Source organism: Leclercia sp. Colony189 (assembly GCF_009740165.1).
Classification (GTDB): Bacteria; Pseudomonadota; Gammaproteobacteria; order Enterobacterales; family Enterobacteriaceae; genus Enterobacter.
The window spans coordinates 3,830,790-3,848,388 of record NZ_CP046557.1 but is presented as its reverse complement, the minus strand read 5'-3'; the positions used below and the strand labels follow the sequence as shown (position 1 = coordinate 3,848,388).

13 protein-coding genes are annotated in these 17,599 nt (G+C 56.3%); 8 read left to right on the top strand and 5 right to left on the bottom strand.

From position 1 onward, the window contains the following. Nucleotides 1–27: 27 nt before the first annotated feature. The 3 genes from mazG (at nt 28) to eno (ending at nt 4,059) form a co-directional block, all read left to right on the top strand. Entirely contained in the window at nt 28–819 is a 792-nt protein-coding gene (mazG, locus tag GNG29_RS18335) for a nucleoside triphosphate pyrophosphohydrolase (RefSeq protein ID WP_103180933.1), read from the top strand. A gap of 224 nt (nt 820–1,043) precedes the next feature. Beyond that, the gene (gene pyrG / locus GNG29_RS18330; RefSeq protein ID WP_103180932.1) at nt 1,044–2,681 is read left to right on the top strand and encodes a glutamine hydrolyzing CTP synthase; all 1,638 of its coding nucleotides are present in this window, start codon (nt 1,044–1,046) and stop codon (nt 2,679–2,681) included. A gap of 82 nt (nt 2,682–2,763) precedes the next feature. Next, nucleotides 2,764–4,059: a phosphopyruvate hydratase gene (eno, locus tag GNG29_RS18325; RefSeq protein ID WP_103180931.1), complete on the top strand. Its 1,296-nt coding sequence runs from the start codon at nt 2,764–2,766 to the stop codon at nt 4,057–4,059. Between the two features lie 56 nt (nt 4,060–4,115). On the opposite strand, the gene GNG29_RS18320 is transcribed toward eno, so the two are convergent. Beyond that, on the bottom strand, nt 4,116–5,330 hold the full coding sequence (locus GNG29_RS18320) for a glycosyltransferase (protein ID WP_156655170.1): 1,215 nt from the start codon (nt 5,328–5,330) through the stop codon (nt 4,116–4,118). A gap of 252 nt (nt 5,331–5,582) precedes the next feature. On the opposite strand from GNG29_RS18320, the gene queE reads away from it, so the two are divergent. Beyond that, nucleotides 5,583–6,254 carry a 7-carboxy-7-deazaguanine synthase QueE gene (queE, locus tag GNG29_RS18315; RefSeq protein ID WP_103180929.1) on the top strand — a complete coding sequence of 224 codons (672 nt, stop codon included), beginning with the start codon at nt 5,583–5,585 and terminating at the stop codon, nt 6,252–6,254. Between the two features lie 20 nt (nt 6,255–6,274). On the opposite strand, the gene GNG29_RS18310 is transcribed toward queE, so the two are convergent. Together GNG29_RS18310 and GNG29_RS18305 are read right to left on the bottom strand one after the other, a co-directional pair. Further along, nucleotides 6,275–7,669, bottom strand: coding sequence for an MFS transporter (locus GNG29_RS18310; RefSeq protein WP_103180928.1), 1,395 nt, complete (start codon nt 7,667–7,669; stop codon nt 6,275–6,277). 26 nt (nt 7,670–7,695) lie between these two features. Next, complete coding sequence (locus GNG29_RS18305) at nt 7,696–8,865, bottom strand: M20 aminoacylase family protein (protein ID WP_156655169.1); 1,170 nt, start codon at nt 8,863–8,865, stop codon at nt 7,696–7,698. A gap of 171 nt (nt 8,866–9,036) precedes the next feature. Between GNG29_RS18305 and GNG29_RS18300 the strand changes: the two genes are divergently transcribed. Then, nucleotides 9,037–11,361: a helix-turn-helix domain-containing protein gene (locus tag GNG29_RS18300; RefSeq protein ID WP_156655168.1), complete on the top strand. Its 2,325-nt coding sequence runs from the start codon at nt 9,037–9,039 to the stop codon at nt 11,359–11,361. Here GNG29_RS18300 and queD read toward each other — a convergent pair whose 3' ends face one another. After that, nucleotides 11,362–11,724 carry a 6-carboxytetrahydropterin synthase QueD gene (gene queD / locus GNG29_RS18295; RefSeq protein WP_103180925.1) on the bottom strand — a complete coding sequence of 121 codons (363 nt, stop codon included), beginning with the start codon at nt 11,722–11,724 and terminating at the stop codon, nt 11,362–11,364. A gap of 307 nt (nt 11,725–12,031) precedes the next feature. On the opposite strand from queD, the gene cysJ reads away from it, so the two are divergent. The 3 genes from cysJ to cysH all read left to right on the top strand — a co-directional run bounded on the left by cysJ (nt 12,032) and on the right by cysH (nt 16,383). Then, on the top strand, nt 12,032–13,837 hold the full coding sequence (gene cysJ, locus GNG29_RS18290) for an NADPH-dependent assimilatory sulfite reductase flavoprotein subunit (RefSeq protein WP_156655167.1): 1,806 nt from the start codon (nt 12,032–12,034) through the stop codon (nt 13,835–13,837). Next, complete coding sequence (cysI, locus tag GNG29_RS18285; RefSeq protein WP_103180923.1) at nt 13,837–15,549, top strand: assimilatory sulfite reductase (NADPH) hemoprotein subunit; 1,713 nt, start codon at nt 13,837–13,839, stop codon at nt 15,547–15,549. The genes cysJ and cysI overlap by 1 nt, the downstream gene beginning before the upstream one ends. Before the next feature lie 99 nt (nt 15,550–15,648). Continuing rightward, nucleotides 15,649–16,383, top strand: coding sequence for a phosphoadenosine phosphosulfate reductase (gene cysH, locus GNG29_RS18280; protein ID WP_156655166.1), 735 nt, complete (start codon nt 15,649–15,651; stop codon nt 16,381–16,383). Between the two features lie 74 nt (nt 16,384–16,457). On the opposite strand, the gene GNG29_RS18275 is transcribed toward cysH, so the two are convergent. Next, nucleotides 16,458–17,501, bottom strand: coding sequence for an aminopeptidase (locus GNG29_RS18275; RefSeq protein ID WP_156655165.1), 1,044 nt, complete (start codon nt 17,499–17,501; stop codon nt 16,458–16,460). Nucleotides 17,502–17,599: the final 98 nt, after the last annotated feature.

The following is a 17,599-nucleotide window of genomic DNA, read 5'->3' as shown; positions in this document are numbered from 1 at the left end:
CCGGCATTTTTTTATCAGGACAAAACTATGACCCAAATCGACCGCCTGCTCGGCATTATGCAACGTCTGCGCGACCCGGAAAACGGCTGTCCGTGGGATAAAGAGCAGACTTTCGCCACCATCGCCCCCTACACGCTTGAAGAGACCTACGAGGTATTGGACGCTATCTCCCGGGAAGATTTTGACGATCTGCGCGGCGAGCTGGGAGACCTGCTATTCCAGGTGGTGTTCTATGCGCAGATGGCCCAGGAGGAGGGACGCTTCGATTTCAACGATATCTGTGCCGCCATCAGCGACAAGCTGGAGCGCCGTCACCCGCACATCTTTGGTGATGCCACCGCCGAAAACAGTACCGAGGTTCTGGCCCGCTGGGAACAGATTAAAAGCGCGGAACGGGCTGAAAAGTCGCAACATTCGGCGCTGGACGATATTCCGTTAAGCCTGCCGGCGCTGATGCGCGCGCACAAGATTCAGAAACGCTGCTCGACGGTGGGGTTTGACTGGACATCCTTAGGCCCGGTGCTCGACAAAGTGCATGAAGAGATTGACGAGGTGATGCACGAAGCGCAGCAGGCGGTAGTGGACCAGGAGAAGCTTGAAGAGGAGATGGGCGATCTGCTGTTTGCCACCGTCAATCTTTCTCGTCATCTGGGCGTCAAAGCCGAAATGGCGCTGCAGAAAGCGAACCTCAAATTCGAGCGCCGCTTCCGGGAAGTGGAGCGCATTATCGCGGCGCGCGGCCTGGAAATGACCGGCGTGGACCTCGACGCGATGGAAGAAGTCTGGCAGGAAGTAAAACGCCAGGAATCTGATCTCTAACGGGTTTTTGCGATCAAGCGCAATTTGTGTGATTTTTTAAATGACAAGCGCTTGATTTGCGTCAAAAACATTTACCCAAAAGGGGCTATTTTCTCACTCCCAATATGAGTCAAAGCCTGAGACAGGAGACGGAGAATGAAAGTTTGTGGCGCTCGCCGTGTTCGGGTATACTACTTTCCCGTCCTGGTTATTCCATCGTTTCACCCTAACTTCTCAGGTTCAGCATGACAACGAACTATATTTTTGTGACCGGCGGGGTTGTATCCTCTCTGGGTAAAGGCATTGCCGCAGCCTCCCTCGCAGCCATTCTTGAAGCCCGTGGCCTCAATGTGACCATGATGAAGCTGGATCCGTACATCAACGTCGATCCAGGTACCATGAGCCCGATCCAACACGGGGAAGTGTTCGTTACTGAAGACGGCGCTGAAACCGACCTGGACCTGGGTCACTACGAGCGCTTCATTCGCACCAAAATGACCCGCCGTAACAACTTCACGACTGGCCGTATCTACTCCGACGTTCTGCGTAAAGAGCGTCGCGGTGACTACCTGGGCGCAACCGTTCAGGTTATCCCACACATCACCAACGCCATTAAAGAGCGCATCATTGCTGGTGGTGAAGGCCACGACGTCGTGCTGGTAGAAATCGGCGGTACCGTAGGCGATATCGAATCCCTGCCGTTCCTCGAAGCGATCCGTCAGCTGGCGGTTGATATTGGTCGCGAACACGCGCTGTTCATGCACCTGACCCTGGTGCCTTACATGGCTGCCGCAGGTGAAGTGAAAACCAAACCGACTCAGCACTCCGTTAAAGAGCTGCTCTCCATCGGTATTCAGCCAGATATTCTGGTCTGCCGCTCCGATCGTGCGGTTCCGGCCAACGAACGTGCAAAAATTGCATTGTTCTGTAACGTGCCAGAAAAAGCCGTTATTTCAATGAAAGATGTCGATTCCATTTATAAAATCCCGGGCCTGTTGAAATCACAGGGCCTGGACGATTATATTTGTAAACGATTCAGCTTGAACTGTCCGGAAGCTAACCTGTCTGAATGGGAACAGGTTATTTACGAAGAAGCGAACCCGGCAGGCGAAGTGACTATCGGTATGGTCGGCAAGTACATCGAACTGCCGGACGCCTATAAGTCCGTTATCGAAGCGCTGAAACACGGTGGCCTGAAAAACCGCGTAACCGTCAACATCAAGCTGATCGATTCGCAGGATGTTGAAACCCGCGGTGTAGAAATTCTGAAAGATCTGGATGCTATTTTGATCCCTGGCGGCTTCGGCTACCGTGGCGTTGAAGGCAAGATCGCCACCGCACGCTATGCGCGTGAAAACAATATTCCTTACCTCGGCATTTGCCTGGGTATGCAGGTTGCACTGATTGAATTTGCCCGTAATGTGGTGGGCATGGAAAACGCGAACTCTACGGAATTTGTGCCAGACTGTAAGTACCCTGTTGTGGCGCTGATTACCGAATGGCGCGACGAAGAAGGTAACGTCGAAGTCCGTACCGAGAAAAGCGATCTGGGTGGCACGATGCGTCTGGGTTCTCAGGCTTGCCAGCTCTCTGATGACAGCCTGGTACGCCAGATGTACGGTGCGCCAGTCATCACTGAACGCCATCGTCACCGTTATGAAGTGAACAACCTGCTGTTGAAACAAATTGAAGCTGCGGGTCTGCGTATTGCGGGCCGCTCCGGGGATGATCAGTTGGTCGAGATCATCGAAGTGCCGAACCACCCGTGGTTCGTTGCCTGCCAGTTCCACCCGGAATTTACTTCTACGCCGCGTGATGGACATCCGCTGTTTGCTGGCTTTGTGAAAGCCGCGACGGAGTTCCAGAAGCGTCAGGCGAAGTAAGAAAAGTTAGAACGGCAACGCGTACCAGAGGTACGCGTTGTTTGTCTGGAGTTTTAGTTTAACTTGTACTGAGGAAAATCTAATGTCCAAAATCGTTAAAGTCATCGGTCGTGAAATCATCGACTCCCGTGGTAACCCGACTGTTGAAGCCGAAGTACACCTGGAAGGTGGTTTCGTAGGTATGGCTGCTGCGCCGTCAGGTGCTTCTACTGGTTCCCGCGAAGCGCTGGAACTGCGCGATGGCGACAAATCCCGCTTCCTGGGCAAAGGCGTAACCAAAGCGGTTGGCGCAGTAAACGGTCCTATTGCTCAGGCAATCCTTGGCAAAGATGCCAAAGATCAGGCTGGCATTGACAAGATCATGATCGATCTGGACGGTACTGAAAACAAATCTAACTTCGGTGCGAACGCAATCCTGGCTGTTTCCCTGGCTAACGCCAAAGCAGCAGCTGCTTCTAAAGGTCAGCCACTGTTCGAACACATTGCTGAACTGAACGGCACTCCAGGCAAATACTCTATGCCAGTTCCGATGATGAACATCATCAACGGCGGTGAGCACGCTGACAACAACGTCGACATCCAGGAATTCATGATTCAGCCGGTTGGCGCGAAAACTGTTAAAGAAGCCATCCGTATGGGTTCTGAAGTTTTCCATCACCTGGCAAAAGTTCTGAAAGCCAAAGGCATGAACACCGCTGTTGGTGACGAAGGTGGTTATGCACCTAACCTGGGTTCTAACGCCGAAGCACTGGCCGTAATCGCTGAAGCAGTTAAAGCAGCAGGCTACGAGCTGGGCACCGACATCACCCTGGCGATGGACTGTGCAGCATCTGAATTCTACAAAGACGGTAAATACGTTCTGGCTGGCGAAGGCAACAAAGCCTTCTCTTCCGAAGAGTTCACTCACTTCCTGGAAGAGCTGACCAAACAGTACCCAATCGTCTCCATCGAAGATGGTCTGGACGAGTCTGACTGGGATGGTTTCGCATACCAGACTAAAGTCCTGGGCGACAAAATCCAGCTGGTTGGTGATGACCTGTTCGTAACCAACACCAAAATCCTGAAAGAAGGTATCGAGAAAGGCATCGCTAACTCCATCCTGATCAAATTCAACCAGATCGGTTCTCTGACCGAAACTCTGGCTGCGATCAAAATGGCGAAAGACGCTGGCTACACTGCCGTTATCTCTCACCGTTCAGGCGAAACTGAAGACGCGACCATCGCTGACCTGGCTGTTGGTACCGCTGCTGGCCAGATCAAAACCGGTTCTATGAGCCGTTCTGACCGTGTTGCTAAATACAACCAGCTGATTCGTATCGAAGAAGCGCTGGGCGAGAAAGCACCTTACAACGGTCGTAAAGAGATCAAAGGTCAGTAATTCACGCTGAACTTTCATCTTTAGAAAAACCCGCTTCGGCGGGTTTTTTTTTATCATTACACCGTCGGTACGCGATGACGTGTGCATACCGCCTGTTCAATAATTTCGGCAGCCCGTGCTGCCCCTCCGGCATTTATCAGCTGAGTCTGGAGGGCGGTGATGCGCTGCGTGTACTGCTTATTTTCCAGCAGGTCGAGAAGATGCTGGCTGAGCGTGCGGCTCGGCGAAAAACGGCAGGCCTTCAGGCCAATGCCGCTGAAGACCACTCGGGCGGCGACGCCTGGCTGATCAAACGCCAGAGGTACGGCGAGGATCGGCGTGGCGGTGGCGATGGCATCCATAACCGTATTCAGCCCTGCGTGGGTGATGACGGCGCTGGCATCGCGCAAGACCGCCAGCTGATCGGTAAATCCTACGGTTTGCGCCCCCGCACGCGCCAGCCGGGCGGTTTGACTTGCATTGAGTCTGTCACAGTGGGCAATAAGCAAGGGCACACCAGCCTGTCGGCAGGCGCGGGCAATCGTGCGGAACAGCCCGTAGCGGTAGCCCTGGAGCGTGCCCAGTGAGGCAAAAACAAACGGCTTCTTATTGCCGGTAGAGACCGTTGGCGGATCGTAGCGTAGCGGGCCTACCGCATGGAAGCAGGCGGGCAAGGTGCGTGGAAAATCAAAGCCCGGGATGGTCTGGCTGATTTGCGCCAACGGCGACAGGCATTGATCCAGCCTGGTGCGCGAGGGTAGACCAAACGCCCGGGCATGACAGGCAATGACCCGCCCCTGTTTCGACATCAGCCAGTCATAAACATCCGCGCTGGAGGCGTATAATTTCCGGCTGCGATTGCTGGTGCCATAGCGAAAAGGCATCACCGGCAAGGGAATGGTGTTATCCCGGTTTACCGGCAGGGCGCAGCAGATAGAGATAAAGGGCAGGTTGAGCGCTTGTGCAACCAGCCCTCCTGCCGGCTCCATCTGATCGACAATCACGGCGTCAATATTGTGCTGTTTGAAGGCGAGAGGCAGTTCACGGCACAGCATATCGGTAACGCTTGCCATGTCTGATATCAGGCGGAAAAAACCCGGCTCGTGCATCGCAGACGGCGTCGGGTGACCCACGGCGATGAAGTGCGCCTGCGGTTCCCTGAGCAGCGTGCGGGCCTCTTCCTGCTGAAAAAAAGTGACCCGATGGCCGCGCACGATAAGGTGTTTTGCCAGTGCTTCCATAGCGCGCATATGGCTGTATAACGGTAGCGTTATTACCGCAAAATGGCTCATTCTGCTTGTCCAGTATTCTGATGGCTACTCAGTCAAAGGGGTTAACGTCGACAGCCGGGTGGGCGATATCTTAAAAGCGTAGCGTAAGTTTTAATGTTTTTAACATTGCCTTCTGACCACGGCTTTCCACCCTAAGGCTGTTAACCTGGCTATCCTTAAACTGACCGGAATAAAATCGTGACGGGGGTTGTTTTGCCTGATTATGTGCGATCTGCAATAATGCCCCCCCCGTAAATCTGACCAGAGATAACTATGCAGTACCCGATTAACGAGATGTTCCAGACCCTGCAAGGCGAGGGTTACTTCACCGGCGTTCCCGCTATTTTTATTCGTCTGCAGGGATGCCCGGTTGGCTGTGCCTGGTGTGATACCAAACATACCTGGGAAACGCTTAGCGATCGGGAAGTGTCACTGTTCAGCATTCTGGCGAAAACCAAAGAGAGCGACAAATGGGGCGCAGCAAATCCGGAAGATCTGCTGGCGATCATTGGTCGTCAGGGCTGGACGGCGCGCCATGTGGTGATCACCGGCGGTGAACCTTGCATTCACGATCTGATGCCGCTCACCATGCTGCTGGAGAAGAACGGCTTTAGCTGTCAGATTGAGACCAGCGGCACCCATGAAGTGCGCTGCTCCCACACCACCTGGGTGACGGTATCGCCAAAAGTCAATATGCGTGGCGGTTACGACATCCTCTCCCAGGCGCTGGAGCGTGCCGATGAGATCAAACACCCGGTCGGGCGCACGCGCGATATCGAAGCGCTGGACGAGCTGCTGGCAACGCTGACGGACGAAAAACAGCGCGTTATTGCGCTGCAGCCCATCAGCCAGAAAGAGGATGCCACCCGTCTGTGTATTGAGACTTGTATTGCGCGTAACTGGCGTCTGTCGATGCAGACGCACAAATACCTGAACATCGCCTGATAGCCCTGCGGCCTCTGTTACTAAGGGGCCCGCAATTTGGGTAATAACGCCCAGGCCACCACCGCCGAACCGAGACAAATCGCACTGTTAAACAGCAGCGCGTACTGTGCGGCGCTGGCCATGCCCAGCGGCAGCAGCAGGGCATACAGTGAAGCCGTTACGGCGATCCCCATTGCTCCGCCCAGCGAACTGCCCATCTTATAGATCCCTGATGCCACCCCAACTTTGCTCTCTGGGGCGTTCATCACCGCCGTGTCTGTCGATGGCGTGGCATAACAGCCCAGCCCGAGGCCAAACAGGACGTTGCTGAAAAAGACGGTCACGATATAGATCTCTTTGCTCAGGAAAGTGCAGGAGATAAAGGTGATGCCGATTGCGGTCAACACCGGGCCGGTCATCATCGGCAGGCGGGCGCCATAGCGTTGAAGCAGCTTTTCTCCAACGCGAATCATGGCGAGCACCGTCACCAGATACCCCAGCGTCATCATTCCGGTTTGTAAAGGCGTCAGATGATGGCCCTGCTGTAACCAGATGCTGGTGATCATCATGGTGCCAATACAGCCGTTGAGCATGAAGTTTGAGAGCACCGCCGCGCTGTAGGCCCGGTTTTTAAACAGCGCAAAATCAATCAGCGCCGCATCGCCTTTGCGCAGGCCGGTATAGATAAAACCGAGTGCCGCGAGGATCGTTGCCCCCAGCACCGTCAGTGACAGGCCGCTGCCCCAGCCCCAGCTATGCCCTTTGCTGATAAACAGGTTGAGCAGCACCAGCATACAGACAAAACTCACCAACCCGCCAATATCCAGCTTGTGCTGACCAGCACTGGCGCTTCGGCTTTCCGGCGTACCGCGGATCAACAGCAGTGCAGCCAGGGCCATCGCGATGGAAAAAACAAAAATCCAGCGCCAGCCCAGGCTGGTGGCAATCGCGCCGCCAACAAACGAGCTCAGGCCACTGCCGCCCCAGGAGCCAATGACCCAGAAGCTGATCGCCCGCTGGCGCGCTTTACCGTCGTACCAGGTTTTAATCAGCGCCAGTGTCGCGGGCATAATGCAGGCTGCCGACAGCCCCTGGATCGCCCGTCCCAGCAGGAAAAGCACCGGTTCCCGGGTCAGAAACAGCAGGCCGCTGCCGATGATACTCAGCACCAGGCCGATAACCGTCAGGCGCACGCGGCCAAACTTATCGGCAAAGCCACCGCTGGCAACCACAAAGCAGCCGCTGAATAACGCGCTGAGACTGACTGCCAGCGTGAGCGTCTCCAGGGATATGTCGAGGCTATTTTTCATGGCCGGCACGACGTTAATCACCGACTGGGCAAATAACCAGAATGTCAGAACGCTCAGAACAATACCCGCCAGCAGTCGATCGTTACCTGCGAAAGCCGGGGTGCCTGTCAGGGGAACGGTACTCATTGTGCAGCCCTCCTGGGGATATGGGATCAACGCAGATAGTGTTCGGTCAGGGCGCTCCAGAGTGCGGCGCCGGTGATCAGGATCTTGTCGTTAAAGTCATAGCCCGGGTTATGCACCATGCAGCGATCCGCTTCATCGCCAGCGCCGATGGTGAAGTAACAGCCGTCAGGGTTCTTTTCAAGCATAAAGGCGAAGTCTTCACTGCCCATGAATGAACCGATAGCGGCCACAGCATCCTGTCCGAACAGATCCTGGGCGACGGTACGCACCATCTCGTTGGCCGCAGGATTATTGATGAGCACCGGGCTGCCGTTGATATGACGGATGGTGGCCGTGGCGTTGAAGCTCTCTGCCTGCGCAACGGCGATATCGTGGATGCGCTGCAGAACGGTTTGACGCACCTTTTCGTTCAGGGTGCGCACGGTCAGTTTCATCAGAACTTTGTCGTTGATGATGTTGGGCGCATGACCGGCCTGAATACTGCCGACCGTCACCACGGCGGGTTCAAATGGAGTGATATTGCGCGACACAATCGACTGCAGGGCGAGGGTAATATGGCAGGCCACCAGCGTCGCATCGACGGTATGTTCCGGCAGGGCACCGTGCCCACCCACGCCATTAACTTCAATGTGTATAGTGTCCGAGGAAGCCATCATGGCGCCATCGCGCAGGCCAATTTTGCCCAGTTTCTGCCCCGGCATATTATGCAGGCCAAAAATATGGTCGCAGGGGAAGGTCTCAAACAGGCCATCTTCGACCATCACCCGTCCGCCATACATGAGCTCTTCCGCTGGCTGGAAAATCAGGTGCAGCGTGCCGTTAAAGTTGCGGGTGCGCGCCAGGTACTCGGCGGCATAGAGCAGGGTGGTGGTGTGGCCGTCGTGACCGCAGCCGTGGAATTTGCCTTCAACGGTGCTGCTCCACGCTTTGCCGCTCTCCTCCTGCATCGGCAACGCATCCATATCGGCGCGAAGACCAAGACGTTTGCTGCCGTTGCCCACTTTCAGGGTGCCGACCACCCCGGTTTTTGCCATCCCGTGATGTACCTCATATCCCCATTGCTGAAGCAGTTCCGCAACGCGCTGGCTGGTTTGCTGCTCCTCAAAACCGATCTCAGGATGCTGATGAAAATGTCGCCGCAGCTCAATAAACTGCGCTTCGTTGCCCTGCAGTGCTTCAACAATCGGATGTGTCATTTTTGTTATCCTTTTTTTATCAAACAATGCTAATTTCGAGTTTATGCCGATCGCAGCGACGGAAAATGCACTTTTTTGTTGTGAAGCGACGCATTATTTCTGATTGTTTTTCATACAATTCCGTTATAACAAAAAACAGCGCGTCATAATTTGTCTTCCCTGGAGGAACACATGGAGCATCGGGGTAGCGAGTTTTGGGTGAAGGTGCAGGATATTCGTCAGTTTCATCAGGAGGAGGACGACGCGCTGACGCTGCTGTGGCTGCTGGAAGGGAGCGCCGACCTGCACACCGACCAGCGGCAGATGACCCTGACAGCGGATAGCCTGACGATCGTTAATCGCAATCAACGCTGGCAGCTCACCAGCGAGAGCGGCAATACGACGATGTGTGTCATGCTTTCCGGGCGCTGGATCCAGCAGCTCTGTAGCGACTTTTTTACCCATGATTACGCCATCCCGCCCGAAGCCGGGAGCGGCTGGCCTCCTGGTGATGAGCTACGCCATCTTCTGCGCCAACTGCTGGTCTGCACCCTGATCAACGATCAGCATCGCTACCGGCTGGAGGCGACCCGCTGGCTGAGCGAGATCCTGCTCCTGCTGACCAGCCGGTTTCAGCAACCCGCCCGCCTGCTTCTGCGGGAACATCATCCGGGCGTAAGCAAACGCATCGCCCGAGTGGTGGAACGCATCAACGCCAGCTACACCCGACGCATTACGCTTGCTGAAATCGCCGGAAGCGAATTTGTTTCAGAAGCCTGGCTCTCCCGTCTTTTTCGCAAAGAGATGGGCGTCAGTTTTATGCAGTACATTACCACCCTGCGCCTTGAGAAGGCGGCCGACGCGCTTCGCCTGACCAACCGTCCGCTGCATCAGATTGCGCTGGAGCAGGGGTTCGCCAGTACGCGGATGATGAGCGATCTGTTCCGGCGTCATCACCAGATGGCCCCGGGAGCGTATCGCAAACAACGTCGTCATCACGCCGGGATGCCCCGTCTACGTCCAGGCAATGGGGAGCAGCGTTATCCGGTGGCAGTGGACAAGCTCTTCAGCCTGCTAAATGAAGCCGAAACGCGCGGTCGGGAGCCGTTGCCATTAACCCCGCATCCGGTGCAGGAGAGGGTGCTCGATCTGCATCTTCTCAAGCCCGCCGCGCCGCTGCGTCATACCCGAATGGTAGTGACGGTGCGTGAGCTGGACGATCTGCTGCGGGAGGATGTGCGCCGGGAGCTGGAAAAGCTGGGGGAGGCGATGCCTCTTTTCGGGATTGATATCGCTGAGCCATTTCTCAGTAGCCGCCTGTTTGCCAGCGGCTGGGACGATCCGCTGATGGCAGGTTATGCCTGCTGGTACAACCTTCATCAGGTCTTCAGCTGGCTTGCTCAAAAACAGTGGACGGTGCTGCTGCATACCGGCCTGACAACCCGCACCGACCTGCTGGCGCGTTTCTTACAGCAGTCGGTCAATCACTTTTCGCCTGAGATTACCGATCGCTGGCAATTTGTGATGCACTGGTCAACGCAGGCGAGCGAGGAGACAAGAGCGCAGGTCTGGCAGGCTCAGCGGGCGACGCTGCGGGAATATCTGCCGCAGGCGACGTTCGGCGTGTGGCACAGTTTTGCGCCCGGGCACACGGGGCATAACGATGAGGCTCTGCTGGACTCGACTCTCCTCACCCAGGCCGATTTTTTGGCCTGTCCGGCCGATGCCAATGAGCTTCTCGATCTGGCGCAGCTGGATCCGGCTCATCTCTCTTCCTCTGAAAACTATCCGGTGCAGAAGGTCCGGCAGATCCTGACCTCGCTTCGTCAGCGAAAGCTCTCGCTTCCGGTATGGCTGCTGTCGTGGAATACCCTCACCGGCAACACGCGCGCCACCAACGGCTGGTTTTTTCGTGGGGCACTGCTGATGCAAAACCTGCTCGGACTGTCGGAACAGGTGTGGCTGGCCGGGTTCTGGCTCAACTCGGGCTTACAGGGGGAAGCGCGGGCCAACAATACCATCGATACCTCGAGCCTGGCGCTGCAGTATAACCACGGCCTGCCGCGCCCGATCTATTGGGTAGTCTGGCTGTGGCGACGCCTGCGCGGTGAGGTGTTAGTCAACGAAAAGAATCTTCTGCTATTGCGCCACCACAACGGATACCAACTGCTGCTGCGCAATACGGTGGTGTTTAACCCGTTACTCTCCAGCGAAGAGGCTTTCATTCAGCGTTTTCGCCAGCAGTACCACGTTCAGCTGAAGGGGCTAAGCGGCAGGTGGCGGATTAAGTGTCATCTGTTTGATCAGCACAACGGCGCGCTGTACCCCTTGATTGAAGGCGTGCGCAGTGAAAGGGGACCTGACGAAGAGATGTGGCGCTGGATGGAGCATAAAGCGCGTCCAACGTTGTCAATGCGTGATGAACGGCTTCATGATGGCTGGCAGATTACGGCGTCGCTGGAAAGCAACGCGCTGATGCTCTTTGAGCTTGCGCCGTTGCTCTCTCATGAGACGTAATTATTCGCCGCGGTAGACGCAGCCCGCGGTGCAGGTCTCTTTGATCATTACCGCACTCAGCAGCGGCACCAGCGGTTTGATCTCATTCCAGATCCATTTTGCCAGCACTTCGCTGGTCGGATTTTCAAGACCCGGAATATCGTTCAGATAGTAATGATCGAGGCGATCGTAGGTCGGCTTGAAGGCGGCCTTCAGCTCGGCAAAATCCATGATCCAACCGGTATACGGATCGACTTCACCCGTGATCTCCAGACGCACCATAAAGGAGTGTCCGTGCAGACGACCACATTTATGCCCTTCCGGGACGTGAGGCAGATGGTGGGCGGCTTCGAAGATGAAATCTTTAAACAGTGTGGTGGACATCGTGGACTCTCAAAAATGCGGAAAAAACCGCCGTAGAGTACCGGAAAGTACATTTTTTATCATTAACTAAAACGGGCATTATGGTCAGGGGCACCTGACAGCGTAATAAGGGCTGTTTTTTATTTTATTTTTCAAGGGGATGGTTAATCACTTTTATTGTTAAGAACAATAGCTAAAAGAGGTTAGTCCATTTGGTTATTTATTATTTCCATCCTGTCTTTAATTGTTATGATCCGCGCCGTTAACCTTACACTCTGTTCTGTCTTTCAGATAAAAATTCAGCTTTGCTACTGGAACATAACGACGCATGACAACACAGGCCCCACCTTCAAATTTGCTTCCCCTGAACCCGGAGCAACTGGCACGCCTGCAGGCGGCCACCACTGACTTTTCACCCACCCAGCTGGCCTGGGTATCCGGTTATTTCTGGGGAATGCTCAATCAACAGCCGGGTGCTGTGGCGAGTGCGCCGGCTACGGCTGTAGAGATCCCGGCAATCACGCTTATCTCCGCCTCGCAAACCGGCAACGCCCGTCGCGTGGCGGAAGCCCTGCGCGACGATCTGCTCGCAGCCAAACTGAACGTGAACCTGGTGAACGCCGGGGACTATAAATTTAAGCAAATCGCGTCAGAGAAGCTGGTTATCGTTGTGACCTCAACCCAGGGCGAAGGTGAGCCGCCTGAAGAAGCGGTTGCGCTGCATAAGTTCCTGTTCTCGAAAAAAGCGCCAAAACTGGCGGGCACCGCCTTTGCGGTCTTCGGCCTTGGCGACTCTTCCTATGAATTCTTCTGCCAGTCGGGCAAAGATTTCGACAGCAAACTGGCCGAGTTGGGGGCAGAACGCCTGCTGGACCGCGTCGATACCGACGTTGAATACCAGTCTGCGGCGGCCGAATGGCGCGCGCGCATTGTCGAGGTGCTGAAAGCCCGCGTACCGACCGGGACGCCAGCCCAGGCGGCAGCCACCGCCGCTGGCGCAGTCAACGACATTCACACCAGCCCCTACACCAAAGAGGCCCCGCTGACGGCGAGCCTCTCGGTGAACCAGAAAATCACCGGTCGCGATTCAGAGAAAGATGTGCGCCATATCGAAATCGATCTCGGCGACTCGGGTCTGCGCTACCAGCCGGGTGATGCCCTTGGCGTCTGGTACCAGAACGATCCGGCGCTGGTGAAAGAGCTGGTTGAGCTGCTGTGGCTGAAGGGTGACGAGCCGGTCAGCGTGGAAGGCAAAACGCTGCCGCTCTCTGAAGCGCTGCAGTGGCATTTCGAGCTGACCGTTAATACCGCGAACATCGTGGAGAACTACGCCACGCTGACCCGCAGCGAATCCTTGCTGCCGCTGGTGGGCGATAAAGCCAGGCTGCAACACTACGCCGCCGCCACGCCCATCGTGGATATGGTGCGTTTCGCGCCAGCCCAGCTGGATGCCCAGGCGTTAATCGACCTGCTGCGTCCGCTGACGCCGCGCCTCTACTCTATCGCCTCTGCGCAGGCCGAGGTGGAGAACGAAGTCCACGTCACCGTGGGCGTCGTGCGTTACGACATCGAAGGGCGCGCCCGCGCCGGCGGCGCGTCGAGCTTCCTTGCGGATCGCGTGGAAGAAGAGGGCGAGGTGCGGGTCTTTATCGAGCACAACGACAACTTCCGCCTGCCCGCCAACCCGGAAACCCCGGTGATCATGATTGGTCCGGGCACCGGTATTGCGCCGTTCCGCGCCTTTATGCAGCAGCGCGCCGCTGACGAAGCGCCAGGTAAAAACTGGTTGTTCTTCGGCAACCCGCACTTCACCGAAGATTTCCTCTATCAGGTGGAGTGGCAGCGCTACGTTAAAGAGGGCGTACTGAGCCGCATCGATCTGGCCTGGTCCCGCGATCAGAAAGAAAAAATCTACGTACAAGACAAACTGCGCGAACAGGGCGCAGAGCTGTGGCGCTGGATCAATGACGGTGCCCACATTTATGTCTGCGGCGACGCCAATCGCATGGCGAAAGACGTTGAGCAGGCTTTACTGGAAGTGATTGCCCAATTCGGCGGTATGGATGCCGAAGCGGCGGATGAATATTTAAGTGAGCTGCGCGTCGAGCGCCGTTATCAGCGAGATGTCTACTAATGAGCGAAAAACATCCTGGCCCACTGGTGGTCGAAGGCAAACTGTCTGATGCCGAGCGCATGAAGGTTGAGAGTAACTACCTGCGCGGCACCATTGCCGAAGATTTAAATGATGGTCTGACCGGCGGTTTCAAAGGCGACAACTTCCTGCTGATCCGTTTCCACGGCATGTACCAGCAGGACGACCGCGATATCCGCGCCGAGCGTGCTGAACAGAAGCTGGAGCCGCGTCATGCGATGCTGCTGCGCTGCCGCCTGCCGGGTGGCATCATCACCACCAAACAGTGGCAGGCGATCGACAAGTTTGCCGGTGAAAATACAATTTACGGCAGCATCCGTCTGACCAACCGTCAGACCTTCCAGTTCCACGGCATTCTGAAGAAGAACGTGAAGCCGGTACACCAGATGCTGCACTCCGTCGGGCTGGACGCGCTGGCGACCGCCAACGACATGAACCGTAACGTGCTCTGCACCTCCAACCCGTACGAGTCCGAGCTGCATGCCGAAGCGTACGAGTGGGCGAAGAAGATCTCCGAGCATCTGCTGCCGCGTACCCGCGCTTATGCCGAGATCTGGCTCGATCAGGAGAAAGTGGCGACCACCGACGAAGAGCCAATTCTGGGCCAGACTTACCTGCCGCGTAAGTTCAAAACCACGGTGGTGATCCCGCCGCAGAACGATATCGATCTGCACGCCAATGACATGAACTTCGTGGCCATTGCCGAGAACGGCAAGCTGGTGGGCTTTAACCTGCTGGTGGGCGGCGGTCTCTCTATTGAACACGGTAACAAAAAGACTTACGCCCGTACCGCGAGCGAGTTTGGCTATCTGCCGCTGGAGCACACCCTGGCGGTGGCGGAAGCGGTAGTGACCACCCAGCGCGACTGGGGTAACCGTACCGATCGTAAAAACGCCAAGACCAAATACACCCTTGAGCGCGTGGGCGTTGAGACGTTCAAAGCCGAAGTGGAACGCCGTGCGGGTATCAAGTTTGAGCCGATCCGCCCGTACGAATTCACCGGGCGTGGGGATCGTATTGGCTGGGTAAAAGGTATCGACGATAAATGGCACCTGACGCTGTTTATTGAAAATGGCCGTATCCTGGACTATCCGGGTCGCCCGCTGAAAACCGGTCTGCTGGAGATCGCGAAGATCCACCAGGGCGAGTTTCGTATCACCGCCAACCAGAACCTGATCATTGCCGGCGTGCCGGAAAGCCAGAAGGCGAAGATCGAGAAGCTGGCGCGGGATCATGCCCTGATGGAGGCGGTTAAACCGCAGCGCGAAAACTCCATGGCCTGCGTGTCGTTCCCGACCTGTCCGCTGGCGATGGCTGAAGCTGAGCGTTTCCTGCCGTCGTTCACCGACAAGGTTGAAGCGATTCTGGAGAAACATGGCATTCCGAACGAACATATCGTGATGCGCGTGACCGGCTGCCCGAACGGCTGCGGCCGCGCGATGCTGGCCGAGCTGGGGCTGGTGGGCAAAGCGCCAGGGCGCTATAACCTGCACCTGGGCGGTAACCGTATCGGCACCCGTATTCCGCGCATGTTCCGGGAAAACATCACCGAGCCGGAAATCCTTGATTCCATCGACCTGCTTATCGGGCGCTGGGCGAAAGAGCGCGAAGCGGGTGAAGGCTTCGGCGACTTTACGGTGCGTGCGGGCATCATTCGCCCGGTGCTCGATCCCGCACGGGATTTCTGGGAGTAACCCACCCTTTGCCCGGTGGCGCTTCGCTTACCGGGCCTACGGGTTTTGTAGGCCGGGCAAACGCAGTGCCGCCCGGCAAAACAGGCAAACGAGGTTCTTATGTCCGTACTCGATCTAAACGCCCTTAACGATCTGCCAAAAGTCGAACGCATTCTGGCGCTGGCCGAAACCAACGCCCAGCTGGAGAAGCTGGACGCCGAAGGGCGTGTCGCCTGGGCGCTGGAAAATCTGCCGGGCGAATATGTGCTCTCGTCGAGCTTCGGTATTCAGGCGGCGGTCAGCCTGCATCTGGTGAATAAAATTCGCCCGAATATCCCGGTGATCCTCACCGATACCGGCTACCTCTTCCCGGAAACCTATCAGTTTATCGATGAGCTGACGGACAAGCTTAAGCTGAACCTGAAGGTCTACCGCGCAGAGCAGAGCGCGGCCTGGCAGGAAGCTCGCTACGGCAAGCTGTGGGAGCAGGGCGTCGAGGGCATTGAGAAATATAATGCCATCAACAAAGTTGAGCCGATGAACCGGGCGCTGTCCGAGCTCAACGCCAAAACCTGGTTCGCCGGCCTGCGCCGGGATCAGTCCGGTAGCCGGGCCTCTTTACCGGTTCTGGCGATCCAGCGCGGGGTGTTCAAAGTGCTGCCGATTATCGACTGGGACAACCGGACCGTATACCAGTACCTGCAACAGCATGGCCTGAAGTATCACCCGCTGTGGGATCAGGGCTATCTGTCGGTAGGGGATACCCACACTACCCGTAAATGGGAGCCGGGTATGGCAGAAGAAGAGACCCGTTTCTTTGGTCTCAAGCGCGAGTGCGGGCTGCACGAAGGGTAATGTTTTGCCCGGTGGCGACTACCCCTTACCGGGCCTACAAATGCGCATCCTGTTGGCCCGGTAAGCGCAGGGCCTCAGGCTTTCTCCGCTTTCGCCAGCTCTTTCACCAGCGGCAGCATCACCCGAACCACATCCCGGCTGCGGTGTTCAATCCGCTGCGGCAATGCCTTGTCGATGTGCTGCAGATTATCCAGCCTGAAGTCGTGCCAGCTTGTTCCCGCTGGAAACGCTTTTGATTTTGCCTGCTGCTGATAACCATCCTTTTTGCCCAGGGACCAGTTGGTCGCTTCAACGTAGAGCACCGGGATCCCGGCTTTATCGAACACCTCGCCATCATTGCAGCAGCCGGTGCCTTTCGGATACGTGGCGTTGCCGCCCGGGTTGGTGGCAGCATAGATGCCGTGGGCGCGGGCAATCGCCAGCGCGCGGTCGCGGGTTAACTTGCGTACCGGTCCTGGGGTGGTTTTGCCGCTGTTGAAATAGAGCTTATCCCCCACAATCAAATTATCGAGGTTGATCACCAGCAGGGTGTTTTTCTTCTCGGCCGCGCTCATGCGTTTAAGGACATTCTCGGCACCCAGCCGTCCCTCTTCCTCGCCGCTGGTGGCGATAAAGCGGATGCTGTACTGGGTGGGAATATTTTTTAGCTGATCGGCCAGCTCCAGCATCACGCCGACCCCAGCGGCATTATCATCAATGCCCTGTAACGTGAGGCCGCCAAGATTGTTGTCGGCATCGCTGTCGCTCATCGGAGCATAGGTGTCCAGGTGCGCCAGAATAATAATCTGCTGCGCGGCTTTGCCTTCATGGGCCGCAATCACGGTACTGCCGGTGACGTTGTGCCAGTTTTTACTCAGATTGCGTGAGGTATAGATGTAGCGGCTCTGAAATGTGCGGATATCGCTCTGGTAGCCCATCCCGGCGAACTGCTGGCGCACGTAGTCAGCGGAGAGCATTTCGGCGGGGGTGCCGGTCATCCGACCCGGGAAAAAGGTGGCAATATGACGTGCCTGCGTCGCGGCCATCTCACCCAGGGGCGAGGTCTTAGCCTGAACCGTTCCGATTAAGCAAACGCCGAGCGCCAGGGCAGCGTATCGGTGGCGCATTGCGGAAAACATAGTGAGTCCTTAAAAAAATAACGCAAAATTTTAACGCGCTTAGTATGAAACTGTGACCGCGCTTACACAATTTGATTTGCGCTTAAATGCCCGGAATG